The sequence below is a fragment of the Roseateles sp. genome (assembly GCF_036486225.1).
GTDB lineage: Bacteria > Pseudomonadota > Gammaproteobacteria > Burkholderiales > Burkholderiaceae_C > Roseateles.
The window spans coordinates 1-26,778 of the sequence record NZ_DASVNZ010000236.1 but is presented as its reverse complement, the minus strand read 5'-3'; the positions used below and the strand labels follow the sequence as shown (position 1 = coordinate 26,778).

Annotated in this window: 22 protein-coding genes; 11 read left to right on the top strand and 11 right to left on the bottom strand. The window is 68.7% G+C overall.

The window, feature by feature from the left end; all coding sequences use genetic code 11:
* Positions 1–35 precede the first annotated feature (35 nt).
* Complete coding sequence (kduI, locus tag VF536_RS16060) at positions 36–872, bottom strand: 5-dehydro-4-deoxy-D-glucuronate isomerase (protein ID WP_331615872.1); 837 nt, start codon at positions 870–872, stop codon at positions 36–38.
* A 181-nt stretch (positions 873–1,053) separates the two neighbouring features.
* Here kduI and VF536_RS16055 point away from each other — a divergent pair, with 181 nt between their 5' ends.
* From VF536_RS16055 to VF536_RS16045, 3 genes are all read left to right on the top strand, one after another.
* On the top strand, positions 1,054–1,389 hold the full coding sequence (locus VF536_RS16055) for a cupin domain-containing protein (protein ID WP_331615871.1): 336 nt from the start codon (positions 1,054–1,056) through the stop codon (positions 1,387–1,389).
* 250 nt (positions 1,390–1,639) lie between these two features.
* Positions 1,640–4,570, top strand: a complete 2,931-nt coding sequence (locus VF536_RS16050; RefSeq protein ID WP_331615870.1) for a TonB-dependent receptor — start codon at positions 1,640–1,642, stop codon at positions 4,568–4,570.
* Between the two features lie 176 nt (positions 4,571–4,746).
* Entirely contained in the window at positions 4,747–5,511 is a 765-nt protein-coding gene (locus VF536_RS16045) for a rhamnogalacturonan acetylesterase (RefSeq protein ID WP_331615869.1), read from the top strand.
* A 9-nt stretch (positions 5,512–5,520) separates the two neighbouring features.
* On the opposite strand, the gene VF536_RS16040 is transcribed toward VF536_RS16045, so the two are convergent.
* The 5 genes from VF536_RS16040 to uraH all read right to left on the bottom strand — a co-directional run bounded on the left by VF536_RS16040 (position 5,521) and on the right by uraH (position 9,509).
* Positions 5,521–6,444 (bottom strand): sugar kinase, encoded by a 924-nt coding sequence (locus tag VF536_RS16040; RefSeq protein ID WP_331615868.1) that lies wholly within the window; start codon positions 6,442–6,444, stop codon positions 5,521–5,523.
* Between the two features lie 105 nt (positions 6,445–6,549).
* Complete coding sequence (locus tag VF536_RS16035; RefSeq protein WP_331615867.1) at positions 6,550–6,735, bottom strand: hypothetical protein; 186 nt, start codon at positions 6,733–6,735, stop codon at positions 6,550–6,552.
* A gap of 62 nt (positions 6,736–6,797) precedes the next feature.
* Positions 6,798–8,039 carry a urate hydroxylase PuuD gene (locus VF536_RS16030; RefSeq protein WP_331615866.1) on the bottom strand — a complete coding sequence of 414 codons (1,242 nt, stop codon included), beginning with the start codon at positions 8,037–8,039 and terminating at the stop codon, positions 6,798–6,800.
* A 288-nt stretch (positions 8,040–8,327) separates the two neighbouring features.
* Entirely contained in the window at positions 8,328–9,146 is an 819-nt protein-coding gene (gene xdhC / locus VF536_RS16025) for a xanthine dehydrogenase accessory protein XdhC (protein WP_331615865.1), read from the bottom strand.
* 9 nt (positions 9,147–9,155) lie between these two features.
* The gene (gene uraH, locus VF536_RS16020; RefSeq protein WP_331615864.1) at positions 9,156–9,509 is read right to left on the bottom strand and encodes a hydroxyisourate hydrolase; all 354 of its coding nucleotides are present in this window, start codon (positions 9,507–9,509) and stop codon (positions 9,156–9,158) included.
* 114 nt (positions 9,510–9,623) lie between these two features.
* On the opposite strand from uraH, the gene VF536_RS16015 reads away from it, so the two are divergent.
* From VF536_RS16015 to VF536_RS15990, 6 genes are read left to right on the top strand one after another with little or no spacing between them, the layout of a single operon-like run.
* Positions 9,624–10,307: a GntR family transcriptional regulator gene (locus VF536_RS16015; protein WP_331615863.1), complete on the top strand. Its 684-nt coding sequence runs from the start codon at positions 9,624–9,626 to the stop codon at positions 10,305–10,307.
* A 52-nt stretch (positions 10,308–10,359) separates the two neighbouring features.
* Positions 10,360–11,316 (top strand): allantoinase PuuE, encoded by a 957-nt coding sequence (gene puuE / locus VF536_RS16010; RefSeq protein ID WP_331615862.1) that lies wholly within the window; start codon positions 10,360–10,362, stop codon positions 11,314–11,316.
* 15 nt (positions 11,317–11,331) lie between these two features.
* Positions 11,332–13,152, top strand: coding sequence for a 2-oxo-4-hydroxy-4-carboxy-5-ureidoimidazoline decarboxylase (gene uraD, locus VF536_RS16005; protein WP_331615861.1), 1,821 nt, complete (start codon positions 11,332–11,334; stop codon positions 13,150–13,152).
* A gap of 31 nt (positions 13,153–13,183) precedes the next feature.
* Positions 13,184–14,491: a M20 family metallopeptidase gene (locus VF536_RS16000; RefSeq protein ID WP_331615860.1), complete on the top strand. Its 1,308-nt coding sequence runs from the start codon at positions 13,184–13,186 to the stop codon at positions 14,489–14,491.
* A gap of 38 nt (positions 14,492–14,529) precedes the next feature.
* A complete protein-coding gene (locus VF536_RS15995) occupies positions 14,530–14,928 on the top strand; it encodes a DUF2946 domain-containing protein (RefSeq protein WP_331615859.1) in 399 nt (132 codons plus the stop codon).
* A gap of 57 nt (positions 14,929–14,985) precedes the next feature.
* Entirely contained in the window at positions 14,986–17,358 is a 2,373-nt protein-coding gene (locus VF536_RS15990) for a TonB-dependent receptor (protein ID WP_331615858.1), read from the top strand.
* On the opposite strand, the gene VF536_RS15985 is transcribed toward VF536_RS15990, so the two are convergent.
* Positions 17,352–17,654, bottom strand: coding sequence for a type II toxin-antitoxin system RelE/ParE family toxin (locus VF536_RS15985; protein WP_331615857.1), 303 nt, complete (start codon positions 17,652–17,654; stop codon positions 17,352–17,354). The genes VF536_RS15990 and VF536_RS15985 overlap by 7 nt on opposite strands.
* A complete protein-coding gene (locus tag VF536_RS15980) occupies positions 17,651–18,001 on the bottom strand; it encodes a hypothetical protein (protein ID WP_331615856.1) in 351 nt (116 codons plus the stop codon). Before VF536_RS15980 ends, VF536_RS15985 begins: the two co-directional genes overlap by 4 nt.
* A 295-nt stretch (positions 18,002–18,296) precedes the next feature.
* Here VF536_RS15980 and VF536_RS15975 point away from each other — a divergent pair, with 295 nt between their 5' ends.
* Positions 18,297–20,513, top strand: coding sequence for a prolyl oligopeptidase family serine peptidase (locus tag VF536_RS15975; RefSeq protein WP_331615855.1), 2,217 nt, complete (start codon positions 18,297–18,299; stop codon positions 20,511–20,513).
* Between the two features lie 779 nt (positions 20,514–21,292).
* Positions 21,293–21,964: a hypothetical protein gene (locus VF536_RS15970; RefSeq protein WP_331615854.1), complete on the top strand. Its 672-nt coding sequence runs from the start codon at positions 21,293–21,295 to the stop codon at positions 21,962–21,964.
* On the opposite strand, the gene VF536_RS15965 is transcribed toward VF536_RS15970, so the two are convergent.
* The 3 genes from VF536_RS15965 to VF536_RS15955 form a co-directional block, all read right to left on the bottom strand.
* Positions 21,943–24,375 carry a membrane-bound PQQ-dependent dehydrogenase, glucose/quinate/shikimate family gene (locus tag VF536_RS15965; RefSeq protein ID WP_331615853.1) on the bottom strand — a complete coding sequence of 811 codons (2,433 nt, stop codon included), beginning with the start codon at positions 24,373–24,375 and terminating at the stop codon, positions 21,943–21,945. The two genes, VF536_RS15970 and VF536_RS15965, sit on opposite strands and share 22 nt — an antisense overlap.
* Positions 24,376–24,549: 174 nt before the next feature.
* Entirely contained in the window at positions 24,550–25,836 is a 1,287-nt protein-coding gene (locus VF536_RS15960; RefSeq protein WP_331615852.1) for an SAM-dependent methyltransferase, read from the bottom strand.
* Between the two features lie 114 nt (positions 25,837–25,950).
* Positions 25,951–26,688 (bottom strand): response regulator, encoded by a 738-nt coding sequence (locus VF536_RS15955; protein ID WP_331615851.1) that lies wholly within the window; start codon positions 26,686–26,688, stop codon positions 25,951–25,953.
* Between the last annotated feature and the right edge of the window lie 90 nt (positions 26,689–26,778).

The window sequence follows — 26,778 nt, the reverse complement described above, 5'->3', positions numbered from 1 at the left end:
CGTTCCCTTGGTGGCGATGACGAGAGAGGCCGCGCTCAGCGCAGCGTCGTCATCGGCACGTGGTCCATGTCCTTGAACACCTGGTTCTCGCCCACCATGCCCCAGATGAAGGTGTAGGCCTGCGTGCCCACGCCCGAGTGGATGGACCAGCTCGGGCTGATGACCGCCTGCTCGTTGCGCACGACCAGGTGGCGGGTCTGCGTGGGCTCGCCCAGCATGTGGAAGACCACCGCGTCCGACTTCATGTCGAAGTAGAAGTACACCTCCATGCGGCGGTCGTGCTGGTGGCAGGGCATCGTGTTCCAGAGGCTGCCCGGCTCCAGCTGCGTCATGCCCATCAGCAGCTGGCAGGTCGGCAGCACGTCCGGCACCAGGAACTTGTGGATGGTCCGGCGGTTGCTGGTCTCGGCCGAGCCCAGCGTCTCCGGCGAGGCCTCGGCCAGCGTGACCTTGCGCGTCGGATACGCGGTGTGCGCCGGCGCGCAGTTGAAGTACAGCTTGGCGGGATTCGCGGCGTCGACGCTCTTGAACTCGACGATCTTGGCGCCCTGGCCGATGTAGAGCGCCTCGCGCGGGCCGACGTCGTACTGCGTGTCGTCGACGAAGACGCGCGCCGCGCCGCCGATGTTGATCAGGCCCAGCTCGCGCCGCTGCAGGAAGTAGTCGGTGCCGGTGTACCTGCCCAGCTCCGCCGAGAAGGTCACCGGTTTCGTCACCGGCATGATGCCGCCGACGATGATCCGGTCGATCTGGCTGTAGGTCAGCGTCGCCTCGTCGGGCTTGAACATCTCGTCGACCAGGAACTGGCGGCGCAGGCCTTCGGTGTCCAGCGTGCGGGCGTGTTCACTGTGGATGGGTTGGCGGATTTCCATGTCGTCTCCTGGCGGTTCCTGTGGCTTCACGAGCTCTGATGGGATCGCAGCGTACGGGCCTGCGGACTTTCCCGGAACTATGGTTTCCATCTAGTGAACCGCTGTTTCAATTTTTCGCGACGTCGCTATAGTTGCTCGCAACGACGGCCGAGAACCGTCCCGAATCCAGGAGACATCCCCGATGAGCAGCCCGTACTTCCTGAACGACGACGCGCCGTGGACCGAGCTCGGCGACGGCATCCGGCGCAAGATCGTCGGCCACACGCCGGAGCTGATGTCGGTGCTGGTGCAGTTCGACCGGGGCGCCATCGGCACCCCGCATGCGCACGACGCGCATGACCAGATCGCGTTCGTGATCAGCGGCTCGTTCGAATGCGACGTCGGCGGCGTGAAGCGCGTGCTCAAGCCGGGCGACGCCTTCGTCGCGCCGCGGCTGACCACGCACGGCGTCGTCGCGCTGGAGGCCGGCAGCACGCTGCTGGACCAGTTCTCGCCGCGGCGCGAGGACTACCTCTGACTTGATTCCCCAGGGTCCGCGCGCAACGCGGATCGCAGTCATCCAGCAGTACCGAGGCGGCGTCGCACTACAGCGCTTCCGTCCCCCACCCTGCCGGCGCCCTGCGTGCGCCTGCGACCGACCGATGCCGCGAGAGCGACGGGCCACGATCCCGCGCCCGCGGTCGCAGAAGAACCTTGGAGACAACGTCATGCCCCACCGTATTGGGACTCGCCTCGGGACGTCCGCAACGCTGCGTTCCACGCCTCGATTGACCCGCCTCGCCGCCTGCCTGCTCGGCACGGCCACGCTCTCGCTGCCCGCCTGGAGCCAGGACCAGGTCGCGCCCCCGGCCGCCGCCGCCTCGGCGGCCGACAAGTCGCTGGACACCGTGGTGGTCACGGGCATCCGCGCCTCGCTGGAGAGCGCGTTGAACGCCAAGCGCCAGGACAAGGGCATCGTCGACGTGATCAAGGCGGAGGACATCGCCAAGTTCCCCGACACCAACCTGGCCGAATCGCTGCAGCGCATCCCGGGCGTGGTGATCGACCGCGACGCCGGCGAGGGCCGCAACATCACCGTGCGCGGCCTGGGCGCGGACTTCACCCGCGTGCGCATCAACGGCATCGAGGCGCTGGCCACGACCGGCGGCACCGACAGCTCCGGCGGCGCGAACCGCTCGCGCGGTTTCGACTTCAACGTCTTCGCCGCCGAGCTCTTCAACACGATCACCGTGCGCAAGAGCAGCTCGGCCGAGGTGGACGAAGGCTCGCTCGGCGCGACCGTGGACCTGCAGGCCGCGCGGCCCTTCGACTTCAACAAGCGCGTGGTCGCCGCCTCGGTGAAGGCGCGCTACAACGACCTGGCGCGCGAGACCGACCCGCGCGCGGCCTTCCTGCTCAGCGACGTGTTCCTGGACAAGAAGCTCGGCGTGCTGGTCTCGGGCGCGTACTCGAAGCGGCGGCTCTTCGAGGAAGGCTTCTCGACGGTGCGCTGGGACAACGGTCCCTCGTCGGGCGGCTGGTGCTCGCCGCAAGGCGTGACCCCGGCGAATCCGACGACGACCGCCGCCAACTGCGGCCCCGCCGCGCAGGGCGTGCCGCGCCTGCCCGCCTCCGCGGGCGCGACCACCGCCTACAACGCGGCCAGCAGCGCCGACAACTTCCATCCGCGCCTGCCGCGCTACGGCCGGCTCACGCATGACCAGGACCGGCTCGGCCTGACCGGCTCGGTCCAGTTCAAGCCGACGGACAGCACGCTGCTGACCTTCGACATGCTGTACTCGAAGCTGGACGCGACGCGGCGCGAGGACTTCCTCGAAGCGATCTCGTTCAGCCGCACGGCGAGCCAGGGCGGCAAGCCGCAGACCAGCGTCGTCGAAGCGCAGTACGCGCCCAACGGCGCGCTGCAGTACGGCGTGTTCAACGGCGTCGACATCCGCGCCGAGTCGCGCTACGACGAGCTGACGACCACCTTCCGCCAACCGAGCCTGACGCTGGAACAGGACATCACCGACCACCTCAAGCTGAATGCGAAGGTGGGCCGGGCCGACTCCAAGTTCCGCAATCCGGTGCAGACGACGGTCACACTGGACGCGCTGAACGTCAACGGCTACACGCTGGACTTCCGCAACAACGACCGGCTGCCGGTGATCAAGTACCCCTTCGATCCGGCGGCGCAGAACGGCGCGCTGCAGATCGTCGGCGTGCCGCAGGTCACCACGGGCACGCAGCCGACGACGGTCACCAACACGACCACCAGCGAGATCCGCATCCGTCCGCAGGGCGCGAACAACGTCAACGACATCGCGCATCTGGACCTCGCCTGGGAAGTGATGCCGGACACGCTGACGCTGAAGGCGGGCTTCGACTACAAGAAATACAGCTTCGACACCTTCGAGTTCCGGCGCGTCAACCAGAACGACACGATCTTCTCGCCGGCGGCGGGTTCGGGCGTGCTGACCAAGATGCTGACCGGCTTCGGCCGCGGGCTCAGCCTGCCGCAAGGCACGCCGACCTCGTGGGTCATCCCCGACCTCAATGCAATCGCCTCGGCCTACGACATCTACTGCAACTGCATCAAGAGCGGTCCGGCGGGCGGCCCGGGCGACTACACGCTGTCATCGACCACCAACGGCAATGCGCGCGGCAACAACCGCGCGGTGGTGGAGAAGGACACCGGCGGCTTCCTGCAGGCGGACTTCGAAGGTCGCGTGCTGGGCCTGCGCATGCAGGGCAACGTCGGGGTGCGCTACGTCGTGACGGAACAGGACGCCACCGGCTACCTGGCCACCGGCGGCGGCACCGAGGTCGTGATCGGACAGAAGTACAAGGACTGGCTGCCGGCACTGAACGTCTCGGCCAACCTGACCAAGGACCTGATCGCGCGCTTCGCCGCGGCCAAGGTGATGGCGCGTCCGCAGCTGGGCAACCTGAACCCGGGCGGCACCATCAGCACGACGGGCACGCTGTCCATCACCACGGGCAATCCGTACCTGAAGCCCTTCCGCGCGAAGACCTTCGACGGCAGCCTGGAGTGGTACTTCGGCCGCAACGCCTTCATCGGCGTGGGTCTGTTCCAGAAGAACATCGACACCTACATCCAGAGCCTGCGCACCAACGCGCCGTACAACCAGACGGGACTGCCGATGTCGCTGCTGCCGTCCAACTTCACCGGCGAGGAAGTGTTCCAGCTCACGACGCCGATCAACACCCCCGGAGGCAAGCTGCGCGGCATCGAGCTGAACTACCAGCAGCCGTTCACCTTCCTGCCCAGCTGGGGCAAGAACTTCGGCACGGTGCTCAACTACACCTACGTGAAGTCCAAGATCACCTACCTGATCTCGCCGACCAGCAACTCCACCATCTCGGACGACCTGCTCAACATGTCGCCCAAGTCGTGGAACGCCACGCTGTACTACGACGACAACACCTTCAGCGCGCGGGTGTCGGCGTCCAAGCGCTCGTCGTTCCTGACGCGGGTGCCGGGGCAGAACAACAACGACGTCGAAGGGAAGAACGCCACGCTCAACGTGGACGCGTCGATCTCCTACAAGGTCAACGACAACCTCACCATCACCCTGGAAGGCGTCAACCTGACCAACGAGGCGAACGATCAGTTCATCTCGAGGGCGCGGAACAGCCCGGTCGTCTATCACGTGACGGGGCGGGAGTTCCTGCTGGGGGCGAGCTACAAGTTCTGAGTCTGCCTGCTTGACGGCGTGGGGTCGGGCGGTGACGCTCGACCCCATTTCCTTTCGCGGCATCGGGCAGCGCTCGCGAACGACTGCGCGAGGTCGAGCGCCGACTCTCCACGGGGCATGGGGCCTCCCTCCGGGAACCCCAAGCCCCATTCCGGTCGCATCACCACGGAGCACTCATGAAGACATCATGGCTCGCGGCGCTGGTCCTTGTGGCCGGCGCCGCACAGGCGCAGGAGACGGCATCGTCGTTGCGGGTGGTCCTCGTCGGCGATTCGACGATGGCCACGAAGAGCGGCTACGGCGATGCGCTCTGCGCGCGCTTCACACCCGAGGTCACCTGCCTCAACGTCGCCAAGGGCGGGCGCAGCACGAAGAGCTTCCGCGCCGAAGGCCTCTGGGGTCAGGTCATGACGCTGCTGCGCGATCGACCGGCCGGCCAGACCGACCTGGTGCTCATGCAGTTCGGCCACAACGACCAGCCCGGCAAGCCGGGCCGCTCCACCGACCTGCAGACGGAGTTCCCCGTCAACCTCGCCGGCTACATCACCGACGTGACGACGACCGGCGCGCGGCTGGTGATGATCACGCCGCTGACGCGCCGCAGCTTCGACGCGCAGGGCAAGCTCGAGAACAACCTGCGCCCCTGGGCCGACGCGACGATCCGTGTCAGCGCCGAGCACCAGATCCCGCTGCTCGACCTGAACGCGATCAGCCACGCGGCTGTCCAAGCGATGGGCGAGAACGAAGCCGACACGCTGGCGATGGCGCCGAAGCCGCTCGCCGCGCCCGCGCAGGCAGCGTCCGCACCGGACCGCGCCGGCGCTTCGAATCCGGTCTTCGACCGCACGCACCTCGGCGCCAAAGGCGCGCAGGTGTTCTCGGCGATGGTCGCCGAGCAACTGGTCGTCGTGATGCCCGAGCTCAAACGCTGGATGCGCTGAGCGTTCCCCTCAGAGCAGATCGGCCATCGCTTCGGCGGGAATGATCGCGCCGGGATATCCGATCACGCGTGCGGCGACTCGATTGCCATGCGTCGCCGCACTGACGGCATCGTGTCCCGAGAGCCGGCGCGCCAGGTATCCGCCGGCGAACGAGTCTCCCGCGGCCGTGGTGTCGACGACGCGCTCGACCCATTGCGTCGGCGCTTCGAGCCAACGTCCCTGGCCATCGGCCGCACGCACGAGCGTCGATGAAGCACCGCGTTTGATCAGCACCTCAGGCGCCGCCAAGGCTTTCGCATGCGCGATGGCCGCGTCGAGGTCTGGGAGATCCATGAGCGCTTGATGGTCGTCCGCCGTCACCAGCGCGATCGTGGCGAGCGAGAACACCCGCTCGAACTCGACTCGCGCCGCGTGCCGATCCGCCCACAAGCGAGGTCGGTAGTTGTTGTCGAAGACGACGTGGGCGCCGCGCTCGCGCATCGCGGCCATGAGCGCATAGAGGCGTTCACGCCCGGCGGGCGGCAGGATCGCGAGCGTGATACCGCTGAGATAAAGCGCGTCGAACTCATAGGCATGGACCTCCAGCGGCGTGCGCTCGACGTCGAAATACGCCTTCGCCGCGGCGGTGTCGCGCCAGTAGTGGAAGCTGCGCTCGCCGCGGCCGTCGACCTCGATCATGTACAGCCCCGGCATGCACCCCGCAAGGCGCCTCACCAGCCGCGTATCGACGCCCTGCTCGCGCCAACGATCGAGCAGACCGTTGCTGAGCCCGTCCTCGCCGACCGCGGTCGCGTACGCCACCTCCAGCCCTGCCGCCGCACCGCAACGGCGCAGATAGACGGCGGTGTTGAAGGTATCGCCGCCGTAGCCCAGCGTCATCGCGCCGAAGGCTTCGCCCTTGAGTTCCAGCATGCATTCGCCGATCACGGCCACGCGCTTGGTCATCGGAATCCTCTTCGCTTCTCAGTTTTGAAACGCTGTTTTGGATTCTGATTTCCAGAGGCGCCCAGCGCTACCGGAGTGACCCCTAGCGAGCCGTCATCGCGTCTTGGGCGGACGTCGCGGCAGCACCGACGCCGGCTCGACGAGCACCGTCGGCAGCACCGGCTTCACGATCTCCTTCAACTCGACCAGCACGGGCAGATCCTTCGCCTCGATCTGTACCGAATGCTCCGCAACGGGGCGTCGATCGACGACGGGTTTGGGGTGGCGGAAGAAGAACATGGCGCCCACATCGAGACGCGCCGCGAGGCTTCAACCGAGGGGTTTCCCTTGAGCGCCCAGATTCACCGCTGCTTGAACCACCGCCCCAACGCCGCCCGCTCCTCATCGGTGATGCCGGTCGCATTGTTCAGCGGCATGGTCTTCTGCACCACGACCTGCTGGTAGATCTCGGCCGCGTGCTGCTCGATCATCTGCGGCTCGTGGAACTGGACGCGCTTGGGCGCGAGCGCCGCGTTGTGGCACGCGAGGCAGCGCGCGTTGACGATGGTCTTGACCTGCTCGAAGGTCACGACGGTCGAATCGCCCAACGCCGCGGTCGCACCGGGGCCATGTGTTGCGGACGACGTAGCCGGAGCCATCGTGACGGGCACCGTCGTCGGTTGCGGCGCCAGCCACGCGACCAGGATCGCGAGCAGCATCACCACCGCCACCAGCAGCGGCCAGGCGTCGACGCCCTTGTGGCGCTTCACGAACCAGGTGCGCACCAGCGCGCCCGTGGCCATCAGCATCACCAGCACCAGCCAGTTGTGCGCGTGGCTGTAGAGCATGCCGTAGTGGTTGGACAGCATCGCGATCAGCACCGGCAGCGTGAAGTAGGTGTTGTGCACGCTGCGCTGCTTGCCGCGCTGGCCGTGGACCGGGTCCACCGGCCGCCCCGCCCGCATGTCGGCGATGACCTGCTTCTGGCCGGGGATGATCCAGAAGAAGACGTTCGCGCTCATCATCGTGGCGATCATCGCGCCCGTGATCAGGAAGGCCGCCCGACCCGCGAAGAGCTGACTCGCGCCCCATGCCGCCGCCACGACCGCCACCGCGATCAGGCCGAGCACCACGCCGTCGTTGCCGATCGAGCCGTCGGCCTTGCGGCCGAAGCGCCGGCAGATCTGGTCGTAGACGAGCCAGCCGCCAGCGAGGAAGCCGAGCGCTCCTGAGATCGCCGCCGGCGCGCTCCAGTCGAAGACGCGCTTGTCGATCAGGTAGGTGTCGGCGTTGAAGAGGTACAGCAGCGCGAAGAGCGCGAAGCCGCTCATCCACGTCCAGTAGCTCTCCCAGTAGAACCAGTGCAGGTGCTGCGGCAGGTTGGCCGGCGCGACCATGTACTTCTGCGGGTTGTAGAAGCCGCCGCCGTGCACCGCCCAGAGTTCTCCGTCCACGCCCTTGGACTTCAGGTCCTCGGCCTGCGGCTTCACCAGGTGGTTGTCCAGCCAGACGAAATAGAAGGAGGCGCCTATCCAGGCGATGGCCACGATCACGTGCAGCCAGCGCAGCAGCAGATTGGCCCAGTCAAGCAGGTAGCTGTCCATCAACGAACGTCGTGCAAGATCCGGACCACCACTGCGGGCGCTGTGAACCGGCAAGCGTCGCGCTGAGAAGATCGGGGCGCCGCGGCGACGTTGAGGGCTGAAGTGTATACAGTTTGGCCGGTGGACTGCGACGGCCGCTGGCCCTCACCCCTGCCCTCTCCCGCAAGCGGGAGAGGGCGCAAGAAGGGAGGCGCTCTTCGGTCGGCTCGGTGCATTCTCACTCCCTCTCCCGCTTGCGGGAGAGGGCGGGGGTGAGGGCCAGCAGCGGTGGAAGTACTGAAGGCGCGCTCAACTCGGCTCGGTCGGTTCTTGCATCGCCTGCGCCACCACCGACAGCGCCACCATCTCGGGTTGCTTGCCCGGAATATTGGGAATGCCGATCGGACAGGTCACATGCGCCAGCTCGGCGGGCGTGAAGCCCCGCGCTTCCAGCCGGTGCCGGAACGTCGCCCACTTGCTCTTGCTGCCGATCAGCCCGATGTACGGCAGATCCCCCGATTCACGCTGGCGTTTCAGGCAAGTGGCCAGGATGTCGAGATCCTCCGCGTGGCTAAAACTCATGATCAGCACGTGCGATCCGGCCGCCAGCGTCGGCACCGCGCCCTGCACGGGCTCGGACTGCTCCGCGCGGACGTTGTCCGGCAGCGGCTCCGGGAACATGCCTTCGCGGCTGTCGATCCAGTGCACCGTCGCCGGCAGCTTCGCCAGCAGGTCGACGATCGCCCGCCCCACGTGGCCGCCGCCGAACAGCGCGATGCGCCGCCATTCGCGCTGGTCACCGAGGCGCTCAGCCAGGCCGGCGATCGCCTGCGCATCCAGCCACTCGAAGTTCAACCACACTACGCCGCCACAGCACTGACCGAGCGATGGCCCGAGCGCGAAGCGCTGGCGCGCCTCCATGACACGCCCCGCCGCGAGCGCGGCGCGCGCCTTCGCGATCGAGTCGAATTCGAGCTGCCCGCCGCCGATCGTGTTCACGACGTCGGACGCAGTGACTGCCATCCAGGCGCCAACTTCCCGCGGACCGCTGCCCTGCAGTTCATCGACGCGCACCAGCACTGCCGGCTCGCGCGCGAGTCTCAATGCCAGCGTCTGCCAGGACCGCATGCGAGGACCTCAACTGCCCCGGTAGGTCGAATACGACCAGGGACTCGCCAGCAGCGGCACGTGATAGTGCGCGCCCGGATCGGCGATGCCGAAATCCAGCGGCACCTCGTCGAGGAAGGCCGGCTCCGGCAGCGTCACGCGCCGGCTGCGGAAATACTCGGCCACGGCGAAGACCAGCCGGTAGCGCCCGACCTGCAGCGTCTCCCCCTCGAGCAGCGGACCGTCCGCCCGCCCGTCGGCGTTCAGCGTCAGCGCCTGCAGCAGACGCGGCTCGCCGGACTCGATCCGGTACAGCCGCACGGCCATGCCGGCCGCGGGACTGCCGTGCATGGTGTCGAGGACGTGAGTCGTGAGCTTGCCCATGGTCGCCATCGGTGAAAGGAAAACTGGAGATCCAAAGTGTATACACTTCAGGACACACCGCACACCGAACGATCTTCCGATCACGACCGACCGTCTGCCCATGAACGCCCGCCCATGAACGCCCGGGACCTCGACGCCAGCGCCTCCGTCACCGGACGCATCACCGCGGCCATCACGCAGGCGATCGTCGAGCGCCGGCTGATGCCGGGCACCAAGCTGGTGGAACAGCAGCTGGCGGACATCTTCGAGTGCTCACGCACGCTGGTACGGCAGGCGTTGAACCAGCTCAGCCGCGACCGCCTCGTGCGGCTGGAGCCGGCGCGCGGCGCCTTCGTCGCGCAGCCCAGCGTCGAGGAAGCGCGACAGGTCTTCGAGGTGCGCAAGATGCTCGAAGCCGCGATGCTCGCCGACCTCTGCCAACGCATCACCCCGGCGCAGATCAAGCAGCTGCGCGCCCATCTGAAGCAGGAGCGCGAGGCCGTCGCCCGGACCGACGTCCCCGGCCGCACACGACTGCTGGCCGACTTCCACGTCGTGCTCGCCCGCATGCAAGGCAACGAGGTGCTTGCGCAGCTGCTGACCGACCTGCTCTCGCGCAGCTCGCTGATCGCGCTGATGTACCAGAGCTCCCATTCCGCCGCCGAGTCCCAGGCCGAGCACGATGCCATCGTCGACGCGCTGGAAGCCCGCGACAAGCGCGCGGCGCTGAAGCTGCTCGACGCCCACCTCGGCAACGTCGAGGCCAACCTGCGGCTCGATCCGCGCGTGCAGGACCTGAAGTCGGTCCTGCAACGCTGATCCCCTGCCCTCCTCCGGCACGTCCACCCGACACCTCCATGAAGTTCCTCCCATGAAGCCCGTCGTCTCCCCCGGTTACCCCCGCGACCTCGTCGGCTATGGCGAACACCCGCCGCATGCGCAGTGGCCCGGCCAGGCGCGCATCGCCGTGCAGTTCGTCCTCAACTACGAGGAAGGCGGCGAGAACGCCGTGCTGCACGGCGACGCCGGCAGCGAGCAGTTCCTGTCCGAGATGTTCAACCCACCGGCCTTCCCCGCGCGCCACCTGAGCATGGAAGGCATCTACGAATACGGCTCGCGCGCCGGCGTATGGCGGCTGCTGCGCGAATTCGAGAAACGCGCGCTGCCGCTGACCGTCTTCGGCGTGTCGATGGCGCTGGAGCGGCATCCGGAACTGACGAAGGCCTTCGTCGAGCTGAACCATGAGATCGCCTGTCACGGCTGGCGATGGATCCATTACCAGGGCGTCGACGAAGCCGTCGAGCGCCAGCACATGGACATCGGCATGGACATCATCCAGCAGCTGACCGGCGAACGCCCGTCGGGCTGGTACACCGGCCGCGACAGCCCGCACACGCGCCGGCTGGTGGCCGACTTCGGCGGCTTCGAGTACGACAGCGACTATTACGGCGACGACCTGCCGTTCTGGCTCAACGTCCGCAAGACCGACGGCGCGCTGACGCCGCACCTGGTCGTGCCGTACACGCTGGACTGCAACGACATGCGCTTCGCGCTGCCGCAGGGCTTCAGCCATGGGGACGAGTTCTTCGAATACCTGCGCGACACCTTCGACGTGCTCTACGCCGAGGGCGCCGAGGCGCCCAAGATGATGAGCATCGGCATGCACTGCCGGCTGCTCGGCCGGCCAGGCCGCATGCGGGCGCTGCAGCGCTTCCTCGACCACGTCGAGAAACACGACCGCGTCTGGATCGCCCGCCGCGTCGACATCGCCCGCCACTGGCGCGCCACGCATCCGTTCGATGCGGACAAGGCCTTCGTCTGGGGCTGAAACGCTGGACTTCCGATGAGCCACTCCTCCCCCACCCTGGCGCCCTCGCCGACCTTGTCCCTCGCCACGCTGAACGGCGCGAGCGAGGACGGATTCATCTCGCTGCTGGACGGCGTCTATGAACACTCGCCGTGGATCGCGCAGCGCGCCTTCGCCGTGCGCCCCGCGGGCGGCTTCGCGAGCCTCGCCGCGCTGAAGCATGCAATGGCCACCGTCGTGCGCGAGGCCGCGCTCGACGAGCAGCTCGGCCTGATCCGCGCGCACCCGGAACTCGCCGGCAAGGCGATGGTCGCGAAGTCGCTCACCGCGGAATCGACGAACGAGCAGAGCCAGGCCGGCCTCACCAGTTGCACGCCGGAAGAGTTCGCGCGGCTGCAGCAGCTGAACGCCGATTACAACGCGCGCTTCGGCTGGCCCTTCATCCTCGCGGTGCGCGGCCCGCGCGGCGACGGCCTGTCGCGGCAGCAGATCATCGACACCTTCGCGCGGCGTCTGAACGGACACCCGGACATCGAGCGCGCCGAGTGCCTGCGCAACATCCACCGCATCGCGGAGATCCGGCTCAACGACAAGTTCGGCATCGTGCCGACGCTCGGCAACCAGGTCTGGGACTGGGCGGAGTCGCTCGCGCGGTTCTCCGATCCCGGCTTCGCGGAGAACGGTCAGCTCACCGTTCTCTACCTGACCGAGGCCCACCGCGCCGCGGCGGCGCAACTCGCGGACTGGATGCGCGAGTGCGGGTTCGACGAGGTCGGCATCGATGCCGTCGGGAACGTCGTCGGCGTGTATCACGGCGAGGCTGATGGCCAGACTGAGGAGCCGCCGCGGCTCCTCACCGGCAGCCACTACGACACCGTCCGCAACGGCGGCAAGTACGACGGGCGGCTCGGCATCCTTGTGCCGATGGCCTGCGTGCGCGAGCTCAAGCGGCAAGGTCGCCGGCTCAAGCACGGCATCGAGGTGATCGGCTTCTCCGAAGAGGAAGGCCAGCGCTACAAGGCGACCTTCCTCGGCTCCAGCGCGCTGGTGGGGCGCTTCGATCCAGCGTGGCTCGATCAGGCCGACGCGGACGGCGTCGTGCTGCGCGACCTGATGCGCGACGCCGGACTGCCCGGCACGATGGAGGCGATCCAGGCGCTCAAGCGGGATCCCGCGCGTTATCTCGGCTTCGTCGAGGTCCACATCGAGCAGGGGCCGGTGCTCAACGAGCTCGACCTGCCGCTGGGCATCGTCACCTCGATCAACGGCAGCCTGCGCTACGTCGGCGAAGTGCGCGGGCTCGCCTCGCACGCCGGCACGACGCCGATGGACCGTCGGCGCGACGCCGCCGCTGCGGTGGCGGAGTTGATCCTCTACGTCGAGGAACGCGCGGGCGCGGTGCCCGAGGTCGTCGGCACCGTCGGACAGTTGCAGGTGCCCAATGGATCGATCAACGTGATCCCGGGCCGATGCCGATTCAGCCTCGACCTGCGCGCGACCACCGACGCCGCGCGCGATGCGCTCGACGCGGACGTGCGCGCGCGTCTCGCCGAGATCTGCGAGCGCCGCGGCGTCAGCTTCACGCTGGAGCGCACCGAAGCCGCCGCCGCCGCGCCCAGCGATGCGGCGTGGCAGTCGCGCTGGGAATCAGCTGTCGACGCGCTCGGCCTGCCGGTGCACCGGATGCCCTCCGGCGCCGGCCACGACGCGATGAAGCTCCATCAGGCGATGCCCCAGGCCATGCTGTTCCAACGCGGACTGAACCTGGGCATCAGCCACAACCCGCTCGAAGCGATCAGCAACGACGACACCGAACTCTGCGTGCAGGCCTTCCTCGCGCTGCTCGACGGACTCTGAACTCCGCCCGATCTTCCGGACCCGACACTTCATGACCGCTTCCTCCCAACCCGCGCCGCAGACCGCGTTCCAGACCTCGTACGACGCGCTCGACGCGTGGATCGACGCCCACTTCGACGAACAGGTCCGCTATCTCCAGGCGCTGGTGCGCGTGCCCACGGACACGCCGCCGGGCAACAACGCGCCGCATGCCGAGCGCACGTCCGAGCTGCTCGCCGAGATGGGCTACGTCGCGGAGAAGCACGCCGTGCCGCAGGCGCAGGTGCGCGAGTACGGCCTTGAATCGCTGACCAACCTGATCGTGCGCCGTCGCTTCGGCGCGGATGACGGCGGCTCCAGCACTGGCAGTGCGGGTCCCGTGATCGCGCTGAATGCGCACGGCGACGTGGTCCCGCCCGGCGACGGCTGGACGCACAATCCCTACGGCGGCGAAGTCGTCGGTGGCCAGCTCTTCGGGCGCGCGTCCGCCGTCAGCAAGAGCGACTTCTCGACCTACACCTTCGCGCTGCGCGCGTTGGAGGCGCTGGCCGCGCAAGGCGCCGCGCTGAAGGGCGGCGTCGAGCTGCATTTCACCTACGACGAGGAATTCGGCGGAGAGCTCGGCCCTGGCTGGTTGCTGCAGCAAGGGCTGACCAAGCCCGATCTGCTGCTGGCCGCCGGCTTCAGCTACCAGGTCGTCACCGCGCACAACGGCTGCCTGCAGATGGAGGTGACGGTCCACGGCAAGATGGCGCATGCCGCCATCCCCGACACCGGCATCGACGCGCTGCAGGGCGCGGTCGTGATCCTGAACGCGCTGTATGCCCGCAACCTCGCCTATCGCGAGGTCACCTCGAAGGTCGAGGGCATCAAGCATCCGTACCTGAACGTCGGCCGCATCGAGGGCGGCACCAACACCAACGTCGTGCCGGGCAAGGTCACGCTGAAGCTGGATCGCCGGATGATCCCGGAAGAGGATCCCGTCGTCGTCGAGGCGGAGATCCGCGACACGATCGCGAAGGCGGCGGCCTCGTTCCCGGGGATCACGGTCGACGTGAAGCGCTTGCTGCTCGCGCGCGCGCTCCAGCCGCTGCCGGGCAACCGGCCGCTGGTCGAGGCGCTGCAGCGGCACGGCGAGGCGGTGTTCGGCGAGCCGATCCCGACCTCGGGCACGCCGCTCTACACCGACGTGCGTCTCTACGGCGAGCACGGCATCCCCGCAGCGATCTACGGTGCCGGACCACGCACCGTGCTGGAATCGCATGCCAAGCGCTCGGACGAGCGCGTCGAGCTGGAGGATCTGCGCCGGGCGACGAAGGTCGTCGCGCGCGCGCTGTTCGATCTGTTGCAGCCCCGCTGAGGACCCGCCGGCGCGGCGCGCCTAGAATCCGCCGCGTCATGCGTCTGCATTCCCCCACCGCCTTCATCCGCTGGATGACCGTCCTGGTCTTCTGGCTGGCGGCGCTGCTGCCGGCGGCGTCCATGGCGGCGCAGGCCTTGAACGGGGATCTGGCGCCGTGGACGCAGATCTGCCGGTCCAGCGTGGTGGGCCCGCGCGCCGCCGAGCTGCGTGCGGGGTTGGCGGACAGTGGCGTTGATGATCAGGACCACGCGCTGTTCCAGCACTGTGCGTTCTGCCACTTGCACCAGGATGCGGTGCCGCTGCCACCGGTGCCTGCGGTGCTGCCGCTGCGCACCGAGCTGCGTCACGGCCTGCCGGAGCGTTTCTACAGCGCGACGGTCACGGCCCATGCCTGGCGCAGCGCGCCCGCGAGAGCGCCTCCTCTGACGGTCTGAAGCCTGTCGCACCGGCCTGACGCCGGTGCTCCTTCATTTCCGTTGGAGTTCCTTTCCATGCACAGCATTTCCCGTGCGCGTCGGCTTCGAGCCGGCGCGCTGACGGTGATCGCGTCCGCTTGCGCGGCCGCCTTCACCACCGTGTCCGCCGCCGAGGATGTCGCCAAGGACGCCGCCGTCGACACCGCCGTCCTCTCCCCGGCCCTGCCTCCCGCTCGCGCCCAGTCCCTGGGCATCGTCCGTGTCGACGGCGCCGCGCCGACCTCGCTGCCGAGCCGCATTCCCACCACGATGGAGGGCGTCACCGGCGAGGCGATCGCCCGCGACATCAACGCCACCGACGCCGAGGACGCGCTCAAGTACCTGCCCAGCCTGCTGGTGCGCAAGCGCTACATCGGCGACTACAACCACGCCGTGCTGTCGACACGCGCCTCCGGCACCGGCAACAGCGCGCGGTCGCTGGTCTACGCGGACGGCATCCTGCTGTCCAACCTGCTCGGCAACGGCGCGACCTTCGCGCCGCGCTGGGGACTCGTTTCGCCGGAAGAGATCGCGCGTGTCGACGTGATGTACGGGCCGTTCTCGGCGGCGTACTCGGGCAATGCGGTCGGAGCCGTCGTCGACTACCAGACGCGGATGCCGACCCGGTTCGAAGCGCATGCGCGGGTGGGCTACAGCCATCAGCCCAATGACCTCTACGGCCACAAGCGCGACTACGACGCGAAGCAGGCCAGCGCGTCGATCGGCAGCGCGGAAGGGGCGTTCTCGTGGTGGCTGCACGCCGGCCGCACCGACAGCGAAGGACAGCCTCAGACCTTTGCGACACGGACTTTGAGTTCGTCGGCCCCCGTGGCTGGCGCCGTGCCGGTCACCGGCGCGGTCGCGGGCCTCAACCGGAGCAACCAGCCGTGGCTGCTGCTCGGCAGCGGCACGCAGTACGACACGGTGCAGGACCAGGCGAAGCTGAAGCTCGCCTACGACATCGATCCCGGGCTGCGCGCCATGTACGTCTTCGGGCTGTGGAGCAACGACTCGGACGGGCGCTCGCAGAGCTTCCTGACCGATGCCAACGGGCGGACGATCGACCATCGCTCCGGCGGCGGCATCACGCAGCCGGTCAGCATTGGCGGCAAGGGCTACTCGCTCAGCGCGAGCGACTTCCCGCAAACGCGCGATGAACTCGAGCACCGCATGCATGCGGTCTCGCTGAAGCGCCGCGTGCGCGACGGGCTCGGCTGGGAGGTGTCGGGCAGCTTGTACGACTACCTCGCCGACCGTTCGCGCGCCTACGCGCCGACGAGCGCCGCGCCCAACGCGGGTCGGCTCACCGATCAGGCGGGCACCGGCTGGAACACCTTGTCCGGCAAGCTCACCTGGACACCGGACGGCAGCGATCACACGATCGACGCGGGCGTGTCGCAGGAGCGCTATCGGCTGCGCACGCGTGTCTCCGCGCTCACGGACTGGCGGTCGGGCGATGCCAGCGCCTTGACCTCGCGCTTCGACGGCGAGACGCGGGTGCGCGCCGTCTTCGCGCAGGACGCCTGGGCCTTCGCCCCCGACTGGACGGCGGTGCTCGGCCTGCGCGGCGAGCACTGGCAATCGTTCGACGGCGTCACGCAGTCCACCACGAACCTGCAGAACCATCCGTCACGCGCGCAGACCGCGTGGTCGCCGAAGGCGGCGTTGTCGTACGGGTTGAGCGAGCAGTGGGTCATCAAGGCCAGCACCGGCCGCGCGATGCGCTTCCCGACGGTCAGCGAGCTGTTCCAGGGCGGCTTCAACGCGGCGGGGCAGTTCATCAACAACGACCCCAACCTGAAGGCGGAGCGCAGCTGGACCAGCGAACTCAGCGCCGAATGGACCGGGCAGGATCGCGATGCGCTGCGGGTGACGCTCTTCCACGAGGACAGCCGCGATGCGCTGTACTCGCAGCTGAACGTCGCGACCAATGCGAACACGGTACAGAACATCGATCGCATCCGGACGCGCGGGGTCGAGCTCAGCGGCACCGCAGGTCTGCCCCAGCGCGTGAGCCTGACCGGCAGCGTGACCTTCGCCGATTCGATCATCCTGGCCAACGCCGGCTACGCGACGGTGCCGGGCGACACGATCGGCAAGTGGCAGCCGCGCGTGCCGCGCTGGCGCGCCACGATGCTCGCGCAGTGGCAGGCCCGCGACGACCTGAGCCTGAGCCTGGGCGCGCGCTACAGCGGCAAGCAGTTCAGCACGCTCGACAACAGCGACGTCAACGGCTTCGCCTACATGGCGGCGAGCAAGTACTTCACTGTCGACGTGCGGGCGCAGTGGAAGATCGACCGGCAGTGGACCCTCGCCGCCGGCGTCGACAACCTCAACAACTACCAGTACTGGAACTTCCACCCGTATCCGGGGAGGACGTTCCAGGTGGAGGCGAGGTGGGACTATTGAGTCCGCCTCTCCGGCAGTTCGGCCTCGGGCCACTGCCGTGCCGCATGGATCACACGACGAATGATCAGATGCGGCGGCGGTGACTGGTAGAGCACCTTGTAACTGCGCTTGATCGGTAAGACCCGCACGTTCTGATTCCTCGTGCGGGTACCGATACCCGGCTGGCTGGACAGCAGCCTGAACTTGCGGATGAACTCCTTGGCCATCTTTTCGGCGGCAAAGGGGTCGTCCGCCTTGATACGACTGAGGATCTCAAACAGGTCTTGACGCGCCTGCCTCGTGATCGCCGCGCTCAAGACCGCGCCGGAAGATCTTGCGACCCGTCCGTTCCGAATTGGTCCTCGATCTCCCGTTCCACCTGTACCAGGGGCAGGTCATGCCCAAGGAAAGTGGACGCCAGCGACTCGCGCACGAGGCGATATTCGTGCGCTTCCACGTTGTCGGGATCGAAGAACTCCGGGCTATTGATGAAGATCGCTTCTTCGAGCAGCCATGCCACGTGCTCGTCCATCGAGAGGTTCGACGCTGCCGCTCCTGCCTCGAGCTTTTGCATCAACTCAGCAGTGATGCTCACCGTCAACGGGATGGTCTCGGAATCAGGCTCGGACTCGGACATAGGAGGCGTGAAGTAGATCGGATCCACGAGGGCATTCATTCTGCACCTGCACTTTCCAATGAAGGGGGATGCAGGATTCTGAGAAGCAGTTGGACCCGCCGGAATCGAGCCAGAGCCCAAAACGACTCGGACAAGTCGGTCGATCGCGAAAGACGATCACTTTGAGCCAGCCCCGGCGGCGACACGGCGTCGCGGTTCGTCCACCCCGTAGTTCCCCGCCCTGACCAAAGGCACCCCACGGACCGCGGGGCACAATCCCCGCGCACCGCCCCGCACGGCCACGAGCCGCGCGGGCGGCTTCCCGACTCCAGGAGCACATCGCATGCATACCCGCCTCTCGTTGACCGCCGCGCTGGCGGTCGGGCTCGTCGCCGGCACGGCCGCCACCGCACAGACCGCCACGGCCCCTGCTGCCGCCGCCGCGACCACCGCGTCTCCCTCGACCTCGCAAGGCCTGACCTACCCGGTCACCCGCAAGGTCGACCAGACCGACAACTACCACGGCACCACCGTCGCCGACCCGTACCGTTGGCTCGAGGACGACAACAGCGCCGACACCAAGGCCTGGGTCCAGGCCGAGAACGCGGTCACCGACAAGTTCCTCGCCGCGATGCCGCAGCGCCTGCCCGCGCGCAAGCTCTACACCGACCTCTACAACTTCGAGAAGTTCGGCGTCCCCTACAAGGAAGGCGGCCGCTACTTCTGGACCCGCAACAACGGCCTGCAGCAGCAGGCGGTGCTCTACACCGCCCGCAGCCTGAAGGACACGCCCCAGATCGCGCTCGACCCCAACACCCTGTCCAAGGACGGCACCGTCGCCCTGACCGGCAGCGTCGTGTCCCGCGACGGCCGCCTGATGGCCTACGGCACCGCCGGCGCCGGCTCCGACTGGCAGACCTGGAAGGTCCGCGACCTCGACGCCGGCAAGGACCTGGACGACACCATCGAATGGGTGAAGTTCTCCGGCGCGTCCTGGACGCCCGACGGCAAGGGCTTCTTCTACTCGCGCTACGACGCGCCCAAGGAAGGCGCGGCGCTCACCGGCGCCAACTACTTCCAGAAGGTCTACTACCACCGCCTGGGCACGCCGCAGTCCGCCGACACCTTGGTGATCGAGAACCCCGCCGAGAAGGAATGGGGCTTCAACGTCGACGTCACCGACGACGGCCGCCTGGCGCTGATCAACGTCTGGAAGGGGTCCGCCCGCAAGAACGGGCTGATGGTGCTGCCGCTGGACGGCAAGGGCGACAAGAGCGGTTACAGCGGCGCCAAGCCGGTGCCGCTGACCGTCAGCTTCGACGCCGAGTACGCGCCCGTCGTGCTCGACGGCCAGCGCCTGATCGTCAAGACCGACAAGGACGCGCCGCGCGGCCGCCTGATCGCGATCGACCTCGACAAGGACTGGCAGGCCAAGGACCAGAAGACGTGGACCACGCTGGTGCCCGAGACCAAGGACGCGCTGACCGCCGCCAGCGGCGTCGGCGGCCAGCTGGTGCTGAGCTACCTGCAGGACGCCGCCACGCTGGTGCGCGTGCACGCCCCGAGCGGCAAGCATGTGCGCGACATCGCGTTGCCCGGCGTCGGCACCGCCGCCGGCTTCGGCGGCAAGTGGAACGACCCCGAGACCTTCTTCAGCTACACCAGCCTGACCACCCCGGGCGAGATCTGGCGCCTGGATGCGAAGACCGGCAAGGCCGAGCTGTTCAAGCGCACGCAGACCGCGTTCGAGGCCGACCAGTTCGAGAGCAAGCGCGTCTTCGTCACCAGCAAGGACGGCACCAAGCTGCCGATCTTCATCGCCCACCGCAAGGGCCTGAAGCTGGACGGCACCAATCCGACGCTGCTCTACGGCTACGGCGGCTTCAACGTGCCGATGACGCCGGGCTACGGCGTCACCGCCGCGACCTGGATGAAGATGGGCGGCGTGTATGTGCTGGCCGTGCTGCGCGGCGGCGGCGAGTACGGCGCCGCCTGGCACGAGGCCGGCACCAAGGGCAAGAAGCAGAACGTCTTCGACGACTTCATCGCCGCCGGCGAGTACCTCGTGGCCAGCAAGTACACGCAGCCCGCGAAGCTCGCCATCAACGGCGGCTCCAACGGCGGCCTGCTGGTCGGCGCGGTCGTGAACCAGCGCCCGGACCTGTTCGGCGCCGCGGTGCCGCAGGTCGGCGTGATGGACATGCTGCGCTTCCACAAGTTCACCATCGGCTGGGCGTGGACCTCGGACTACGGCAGCTCGGAGAACGCCGCCGACTTCCAGTGGCTCAAGGCCTACTCGCCGCTGCACACGATCAAGAGCGGCGCGCGTTACCCGGCCATCCTGGTGACCACCGGCGACCATGACGACCGCGTCGTTCCGGCCCACAGCTTCAAGTACACCGCGACGTTGCAGGCCGCCGACACCGGCCCCGCGCCCAAGCTGATCCGCATCGAGACGCAGGCCGGCCATGGCGCCGGCAAGCCGACCTCCAAGATCATCGAGGAGCGGGCGGACATCCTGGCCTTCATCGCCAACACCTTCGGGATGGACGTCAAGTGAGCTGAGGGCGACCCCGCCCTGCCGCGGCGCGCCTTGGCGCGCCGCCCCGAAGCCCGGCCGTCGACGACGCGCCGGGCTTTCCACCTTCTGGCCGGACGGTCCCGGGCCCGGCATTCGCCGTGGGGTCGGAAAAGGGCGTGAAATCCGGCCAGATGTCTGGCCGGATTTGCACCCTGTTCTTGTCGTCTCGGAATCTCTGGCAAACGCGATGATGCGAAGCATGACGACACGCCGAACGCCCGCCAGCCCGCAGTCCACGCGCCCGCGTCCCTGCCCGCGACCCCGCCAGGCCAGGCCCTTCCCGGCGCAGTCGCTTCACGGCGACTGAGTCCTCCACGATCCTCGCGCCCAGGCCGCGGCCCTCCACGGGTCGCCCGATGGCCGGCGCGCATGCGCTTCACATTCGCCACGCCGCAGCACCACGCCCCCAGCAGTCGGGGTGTCCAGGCGGCGTCACAGCGCCCTTGCCCGGCCCTTCCACGAGGGGCTGGGCTTTTTTTCGCCAGCATGGCGTCAGCAGCAGAACTCGAAGGCGGTCATCCAGCAACTGAACAGTTCGATATCAACGAGAACCGTTCATGACATTCCCCTCACTCTCATCCACCTCGCAGCACGCCGCCCTCTCCACCGCCTCCGCTGACGAGGACTTCGTCCTGATCGGGGGCGCGGACGTCGGCCTCCCCACAGATCCGGACGCGAGCGCCGATCTGAAGCATGGCCGTCGGACCTACGTCCTGGGACGACTCGATCGGATGCGTTGGGAGTTCAAGAGCAAGGCGATGGACGCCGCCACGTACCTGGACCGGCTGCTCGACATGCTGGGCGACAGCGATCTGAGCGACGATAACAAGGCGGCAGCCCCCTACCTCCAGGCACTCCGGGATCTGAAATCCAGCATGCCCCGGCTGGGACTGTTCGGCGCAAAACCTTGGCCGGAGGCGATGGTCGCCACAGCGCTGGCGAGCACGCGACCGGCCGCGCCCAGGCACATGCGGGAACTCGAGGACCCGGCGCGCGCGGCCGAGATCCGACGCTGGAACTCGCGCGTGACCCAGTTCGTCGAACACGGGCTCATCCGGCGAGACCGCCGCGATGGACTCCTGATGGACACGACTGCGCGGGCAGCCTCCGGCAAGCCGGCCATCGGACAGTGCGCGCCGGACCAGGCCGCCATGATCCGGTCGACGCTCAAGGACGCCCTCGACGTGGCATTGCTGAAATCCGCGACGGTGGAGAACATCCTGCGGCACCTGCCCGCGTCGGGCCATGAGGCCGATGTCCCCGCCCCGGCCTCGATCGCGGTGGGCAAGTTGAGCGGCGACGACGCGCAGCCTGTGTGGCAGCTCGTCAGGAGCGCTTCCGGCTTCGAAGCCGCGGTCCCTCGCCAGGCGCCACATCCGCGCGGCCGGACCGATGACTTCGCCACGACTCAGCGTTTCTCCAAGGCGTAAGCACGCACATGGTCGCCGGGCTTGGTCCCGGTGGACCCGTGCCCGCCCGCGATGACCAGCAGGTACTGCCGCCCGTCCGCGCCCAGATAGGTCATCGGTGTGGCCTGGCCGCCGGCGGGCAGCCGGCCTTCCCACAGCACGCGGCCGTCATTGACGTCGTAGGCACGCACGTAGTCGTCCATGCTGCCCGACAGGAAGGCCACGCCGCCCGCCGTCATCAGCGGTCCGCCCAGGCTGGGCACGCCCAGCCTGAACGGCACGGGGAGCGGGGACAGGTCTCGCACCGTGCCGTTGCGGTGCCGCCAGACCACCTTGCCCTCGTTCAGATCGACGCCGGCCACCGTGCCCCACGGCGGCGCCTGGCACGGGATGCCCAGCGGCGAGGTGAAGGGCTTCATCTTCGCGGCGAACGGCGCGCCGAAGTTCTCGTTGAGCGCCGGCAGCGCGCCCTTGGGCGGCCCGCCGTCCTGCACCAGCAGCGAGGTGTCGTCGCGGCGCGGCACCAGCGTCGAGGTGAAGCCCAGCACCGCCGGCGTCGTGAACGCGATGCCGCGCACCGGATCGACCGCGATGCTGCCCCAGTTGAAGACGCCGAAGTTGCCCGGGTTGATCAGCGAGCCCTGCTCCGACGGCGGCGTGAAGCGGCCTTCATAGCGCAGCTTGTGGAAGGCGATGCGGCACCAGAGCTGGTCGAACATCGAGACGCCCCACATGTCGCGCTCGCGCAGCTCCGGCGGGTTGAAGGAGATGGCCGACACCGGCTGCGTCGGCGCGCTGAAGTCGCCCGCCGCCGCGCCCTGCGGGGCCGGCGTCTCGGTCACCGGGAACACCGGCTTGCCGTCGCGCCGGTCCAGCACGAAGAGCTCGCCCTGCTTGGTCGGCTGCACCAGCGCGGGCACGCGCTGGCCCTTCACCGTCAGGTCCACCAGCACCGGCTGCGCCGGCACGTCGTAGTCCCAGAGGTCGTGATGCACCGTCTGGAAGACCCAGCGCAGGCGCCCCGTCGCGAGGTCGAGCGCCACCACCGACGACGAGTGCTTCTCCACCGCCGCGGAGCGCTTGCCGCCCCACTGGTCAGGCGGCTGGTTGCCCATCGGCAGGTAGACCAGACCGAGCGCCTCGTCGACGCTGGCCACCGACCAGCTGTTCGGGGAATTGGCCGCGTAGGACTGGCCGGCCGTGAGCGGGGCGGTGGCGTCCGGGTTCGCGGAATCCCAGTTCCAGACCAGCGCGCCGGTCTCGACGTCGTAGGCGCGGATCACGCCGGACTGTTCCTTCGTCGACGCGTTGTCGAGCACCGTGCCGCCGACGATCACGAGCTTGCGCGTCACCACGACCGGCGAGGTCGAGTAGTACGCGCCCGGCTGGGCGTTCGGCATGCCGGCCATCAGGTTCACCGCGCCTTGCTGTCCGAACGAGGGACAGGTCTTGCCGGTCGCCGGATCCAGCGCGATCAGACGCGCGTCGGCCGTCGGCATGAAGAGCTTGGCCGCGCAGGCCGCGGGCTGGGCGCCCGCCGCGGCCATCGCATCCGGCGGCGGCTGGTAGGACAGGCCGCGGCAGGTCAGATGCTGCAGCGCCAGCTGTCCGCGCACCTGCGGATCGAAGCGCCAGAGTTCCCGGCCCGTCATCGCATCCAGCGCCAGCACCGTCTGGTGCGGAGTGCAGAGGAACAGGCGCTCGCCGACCTTCAGCGGCGTGACTTCGAAGGTCGTTTCCACCGGATCGCCGGGCCGGCCGCGGACGTCGCCGGTGCGGAAGTCCCAGGCCAGCTTGAGTTCGCCCACATTGGCCGGCGTGATCTGCGCCAGCGGCGACCAGCGCTGGCCGAAGCCGGTGCGACCGTAGGCGTGCCACTCCCCGTCCGGCACGGACGCCGCCCCCGACGCCGGCACGCCCGGCGGACGAGCCGCGCCGTTGGCCGGCATCGTGCCTTCAACGGCATGGAGATCGCGCGTCCAGGACGTCACCGCGAGGACCACGAAGATCCCGAGCACCGCCGCGAGCGCGAGCGCCGGCGGGCTGCGCCACGCGACACGCCGCAGATCGTCGACAGGCAGGTGGCGACGCATCGTCGGCACCAGCGCCAGCAGCACGGCGCCGATCACGAAGGGCACGCCGATGCGCGCCGCCAGCGGCCACCAGTCCAGGCCCACCTCCCACAAGCTCCACACGAGCGTGGCGAGGAAGTACAGCGCGTAGCCGAAGACCGCCTCCCGCAGCCGCCCCCACATCAAGGCGCCGATGACCGCCCAGGCCAGACCCGACAACGCGTAGTACCAGCTGCCGCCCAGCGACGCCAGCAGCCCGCCCGCGGCGAGCATGACGAACCCCAGGATCAGCAGCGCGGCGCCCAGGACGCGGGCCAGCCAGGGGACAGGGGCGGGAGAAGGAGCGAGGACGGTCGACATGCCGGGTGTTTGGCAATCGACATGCCGGTTGCCCCCGTCGTCTGTGGACAAGTCCTGGGAAAAGCTGAGTGCGGCGCACCCAAGCCGTTGATCCGTCAGGCCCTTTGTTCGTCTGCTGCAGTTTTGAGCAGCGCGTGACCCTTCACGTCGGCCTCACGGCCCGCTCATATCGGCTCATGCCGCTTCGAGTTTGCCTTCGACGCGCAGCAGCGTCTCCAGCGCCTGGCTGCGCAGGCCGTAGAAGCGCTTGATCTCGTCGAGCTGCGCCAGCAGTTCCGCACGCCGCGCCGGGGTCGGGTCTTGCGGGCGCTTCACCGCCAGCACCATCTTGTTCTTGCTGGTGTGCTCCAGCGCGATGAACTCGATCACCTGCGTGTCGTAGCCCATCAGTTCCAGCAGCAGGGCCCGCAGCGAGTCGGTCACCATCTCCGCCTCCTGGCCGAGGTGGATGCCGTGCTGCAGCAGCGGCCGCAGCGCGGCCGGCGTCGTCATCTGCGGACGGATCTCCTTGTGGCAGCAGGGGGCGCACATGATGATGCGCGCGCCGCTGCGCAGGCCGAAGTGCATCGCGTAGTCGGTCGCGATGTCGCAGGCGTGCAGCGCGACCATCACGTCCAGCGGCTGGTCGCCGCGCTCGCGCACGTCGCCGTGTTCGAAGCTCAGGCCCTCGAGCCCGTGCCGCGCCGCCGCCGCATTGCCCAGCGCCACCATGTCCTGCTTGAGCTCGACGCCCTGCACCCGCGGCGCCAGGCCTTGCGCGCGCAGCCAGTCGTGCATCGCGAAGGTCAGGTAACCCTTGCCGGAGCCGAAATCGGCGACCCGCACCGGACGTTGCGTTTCCTGTGGCGCATCCAGGCCGGCCTTGCGCACGGCCGCGCCGAAGATCTCGATGAATTTGTTGATCTGCTTCCACTTGCGCGCCATCGCGGGCACCAGCGCGGGCTGGCCCTTGAGCTCGTGCGTGACGCCGAGGTCGCGCCAGAACGGGCGGTCGGCGGACAGCTCGCGCGGTTTGGCGCGGTCGTGTCCGCCCGGCGTCGCGGCCTCGCCCGCACCGGTGTCGTCGTCCGCCGCCGAGGCCCCGGCGCCGCCCTTCTTCCCGACCTGCAGCAGCGGCTTGCCCTTGCGGCTGAAGCGCAGTTGCACCTCCTCGCCGAGGGTGTCCAGGTGCGCCTGCTGGAAGTCGCTGCCCAGCAGCCCGTCGATCAGCGCGAGGCCCTCGTCGAGCGGGTGGTTCTTCGTGACGTCCTTGGTCTTGTGGCGCCACAGGAAACTCAGCGCGCGCTCGCCGCGCAGCTCGATGTCACGCACCGTCAGCCGTTCGATGCTGGTGTCCTCACCCTCGTGGCGGCCCAGCAGCAGGCGCTGGAAGCGGCGTTCCGCCAAGGCCGTACGCAGCAGGCGCAGGAAGCGCTGACGCTCGTCGGGGGTGGGCGTGGTGTCGAGGGGCGGGGTGAACAAGGGACTTCCGGAGGGCATGGGACGGATTGTCCCGCCAATCGGATGTCCCGTCGGATGTCCCGTCGGCGGCCCCGGTCGGACCTCCCGATCCCAGGCCCCCGTCGACGTCCCCAGTCATTCCGGGCGGTCGAGCACCAGCAGCCAGTGACCCTCGCCGATGTCCGCATCGTCCCCGGCCGTCAGCGTGAAACTCAGCCGCTGTCGCGTCTCGCCCGCGCGCGGCGCGATCGTCAGCGAGGACGGCGGCGCGCCCGCGCGACGGCGCAGCGCCTCGCGGTGCAGCCAGGCCAGCACTTCCGGCGGCAGCCGGGCGTGCTCCGCCCACGGCGGCGGAAAGTGGGCGGCCATGAGCGCCCGGGCCTGCGGCGTCTGCCAGGTGCAGTGGCCGTCGCGCTCGCGCACCGCCATGCGCGCCGTCGGCCGGCGCGGCTCGACGGGCACGGCCATCGGCGCCGGCGACATCAGGCCCTCGATCCGCTGCAGCAGGTCGCTCATCCGGACCGGCTTGAGCAGGCACTCCGAGGCGCCGGCCTCCAGCAAGGCCTCCACCGGCTGCTGGCTGCGCGGACGGCTCAGCGTCAGCACCGGCACCGCGCTCGCGGCCAGGCGCCGCAGCAAGGTCAACGGGCCGTCGCCGGGCAGTTCGGGCAGTTCCATGTCCATGATCACCAGGGCGGGGCCGGCGCTCAATCCATCGATGGCGGCCAGCGCGTCGGCGGCGCGCAGCAGTTCATAACCACTCTCCTCGAGCACCGCCGCCAGCGGCTGAACCGCCAGCGCCTGAACGACCAGCAGGCGCGGTCGTGCCGAGGCGGGCGGGCGGGTCGGATCGGGCGGCGGCATCGATGGCATGCGCTTCACCATACAAGTCCCGTGCCCGGCGCTCAAGCCGAAGCGGCGAACTCCGGGGCGTTCGCCCCCGTCCCGCGGCGATCGACGCCG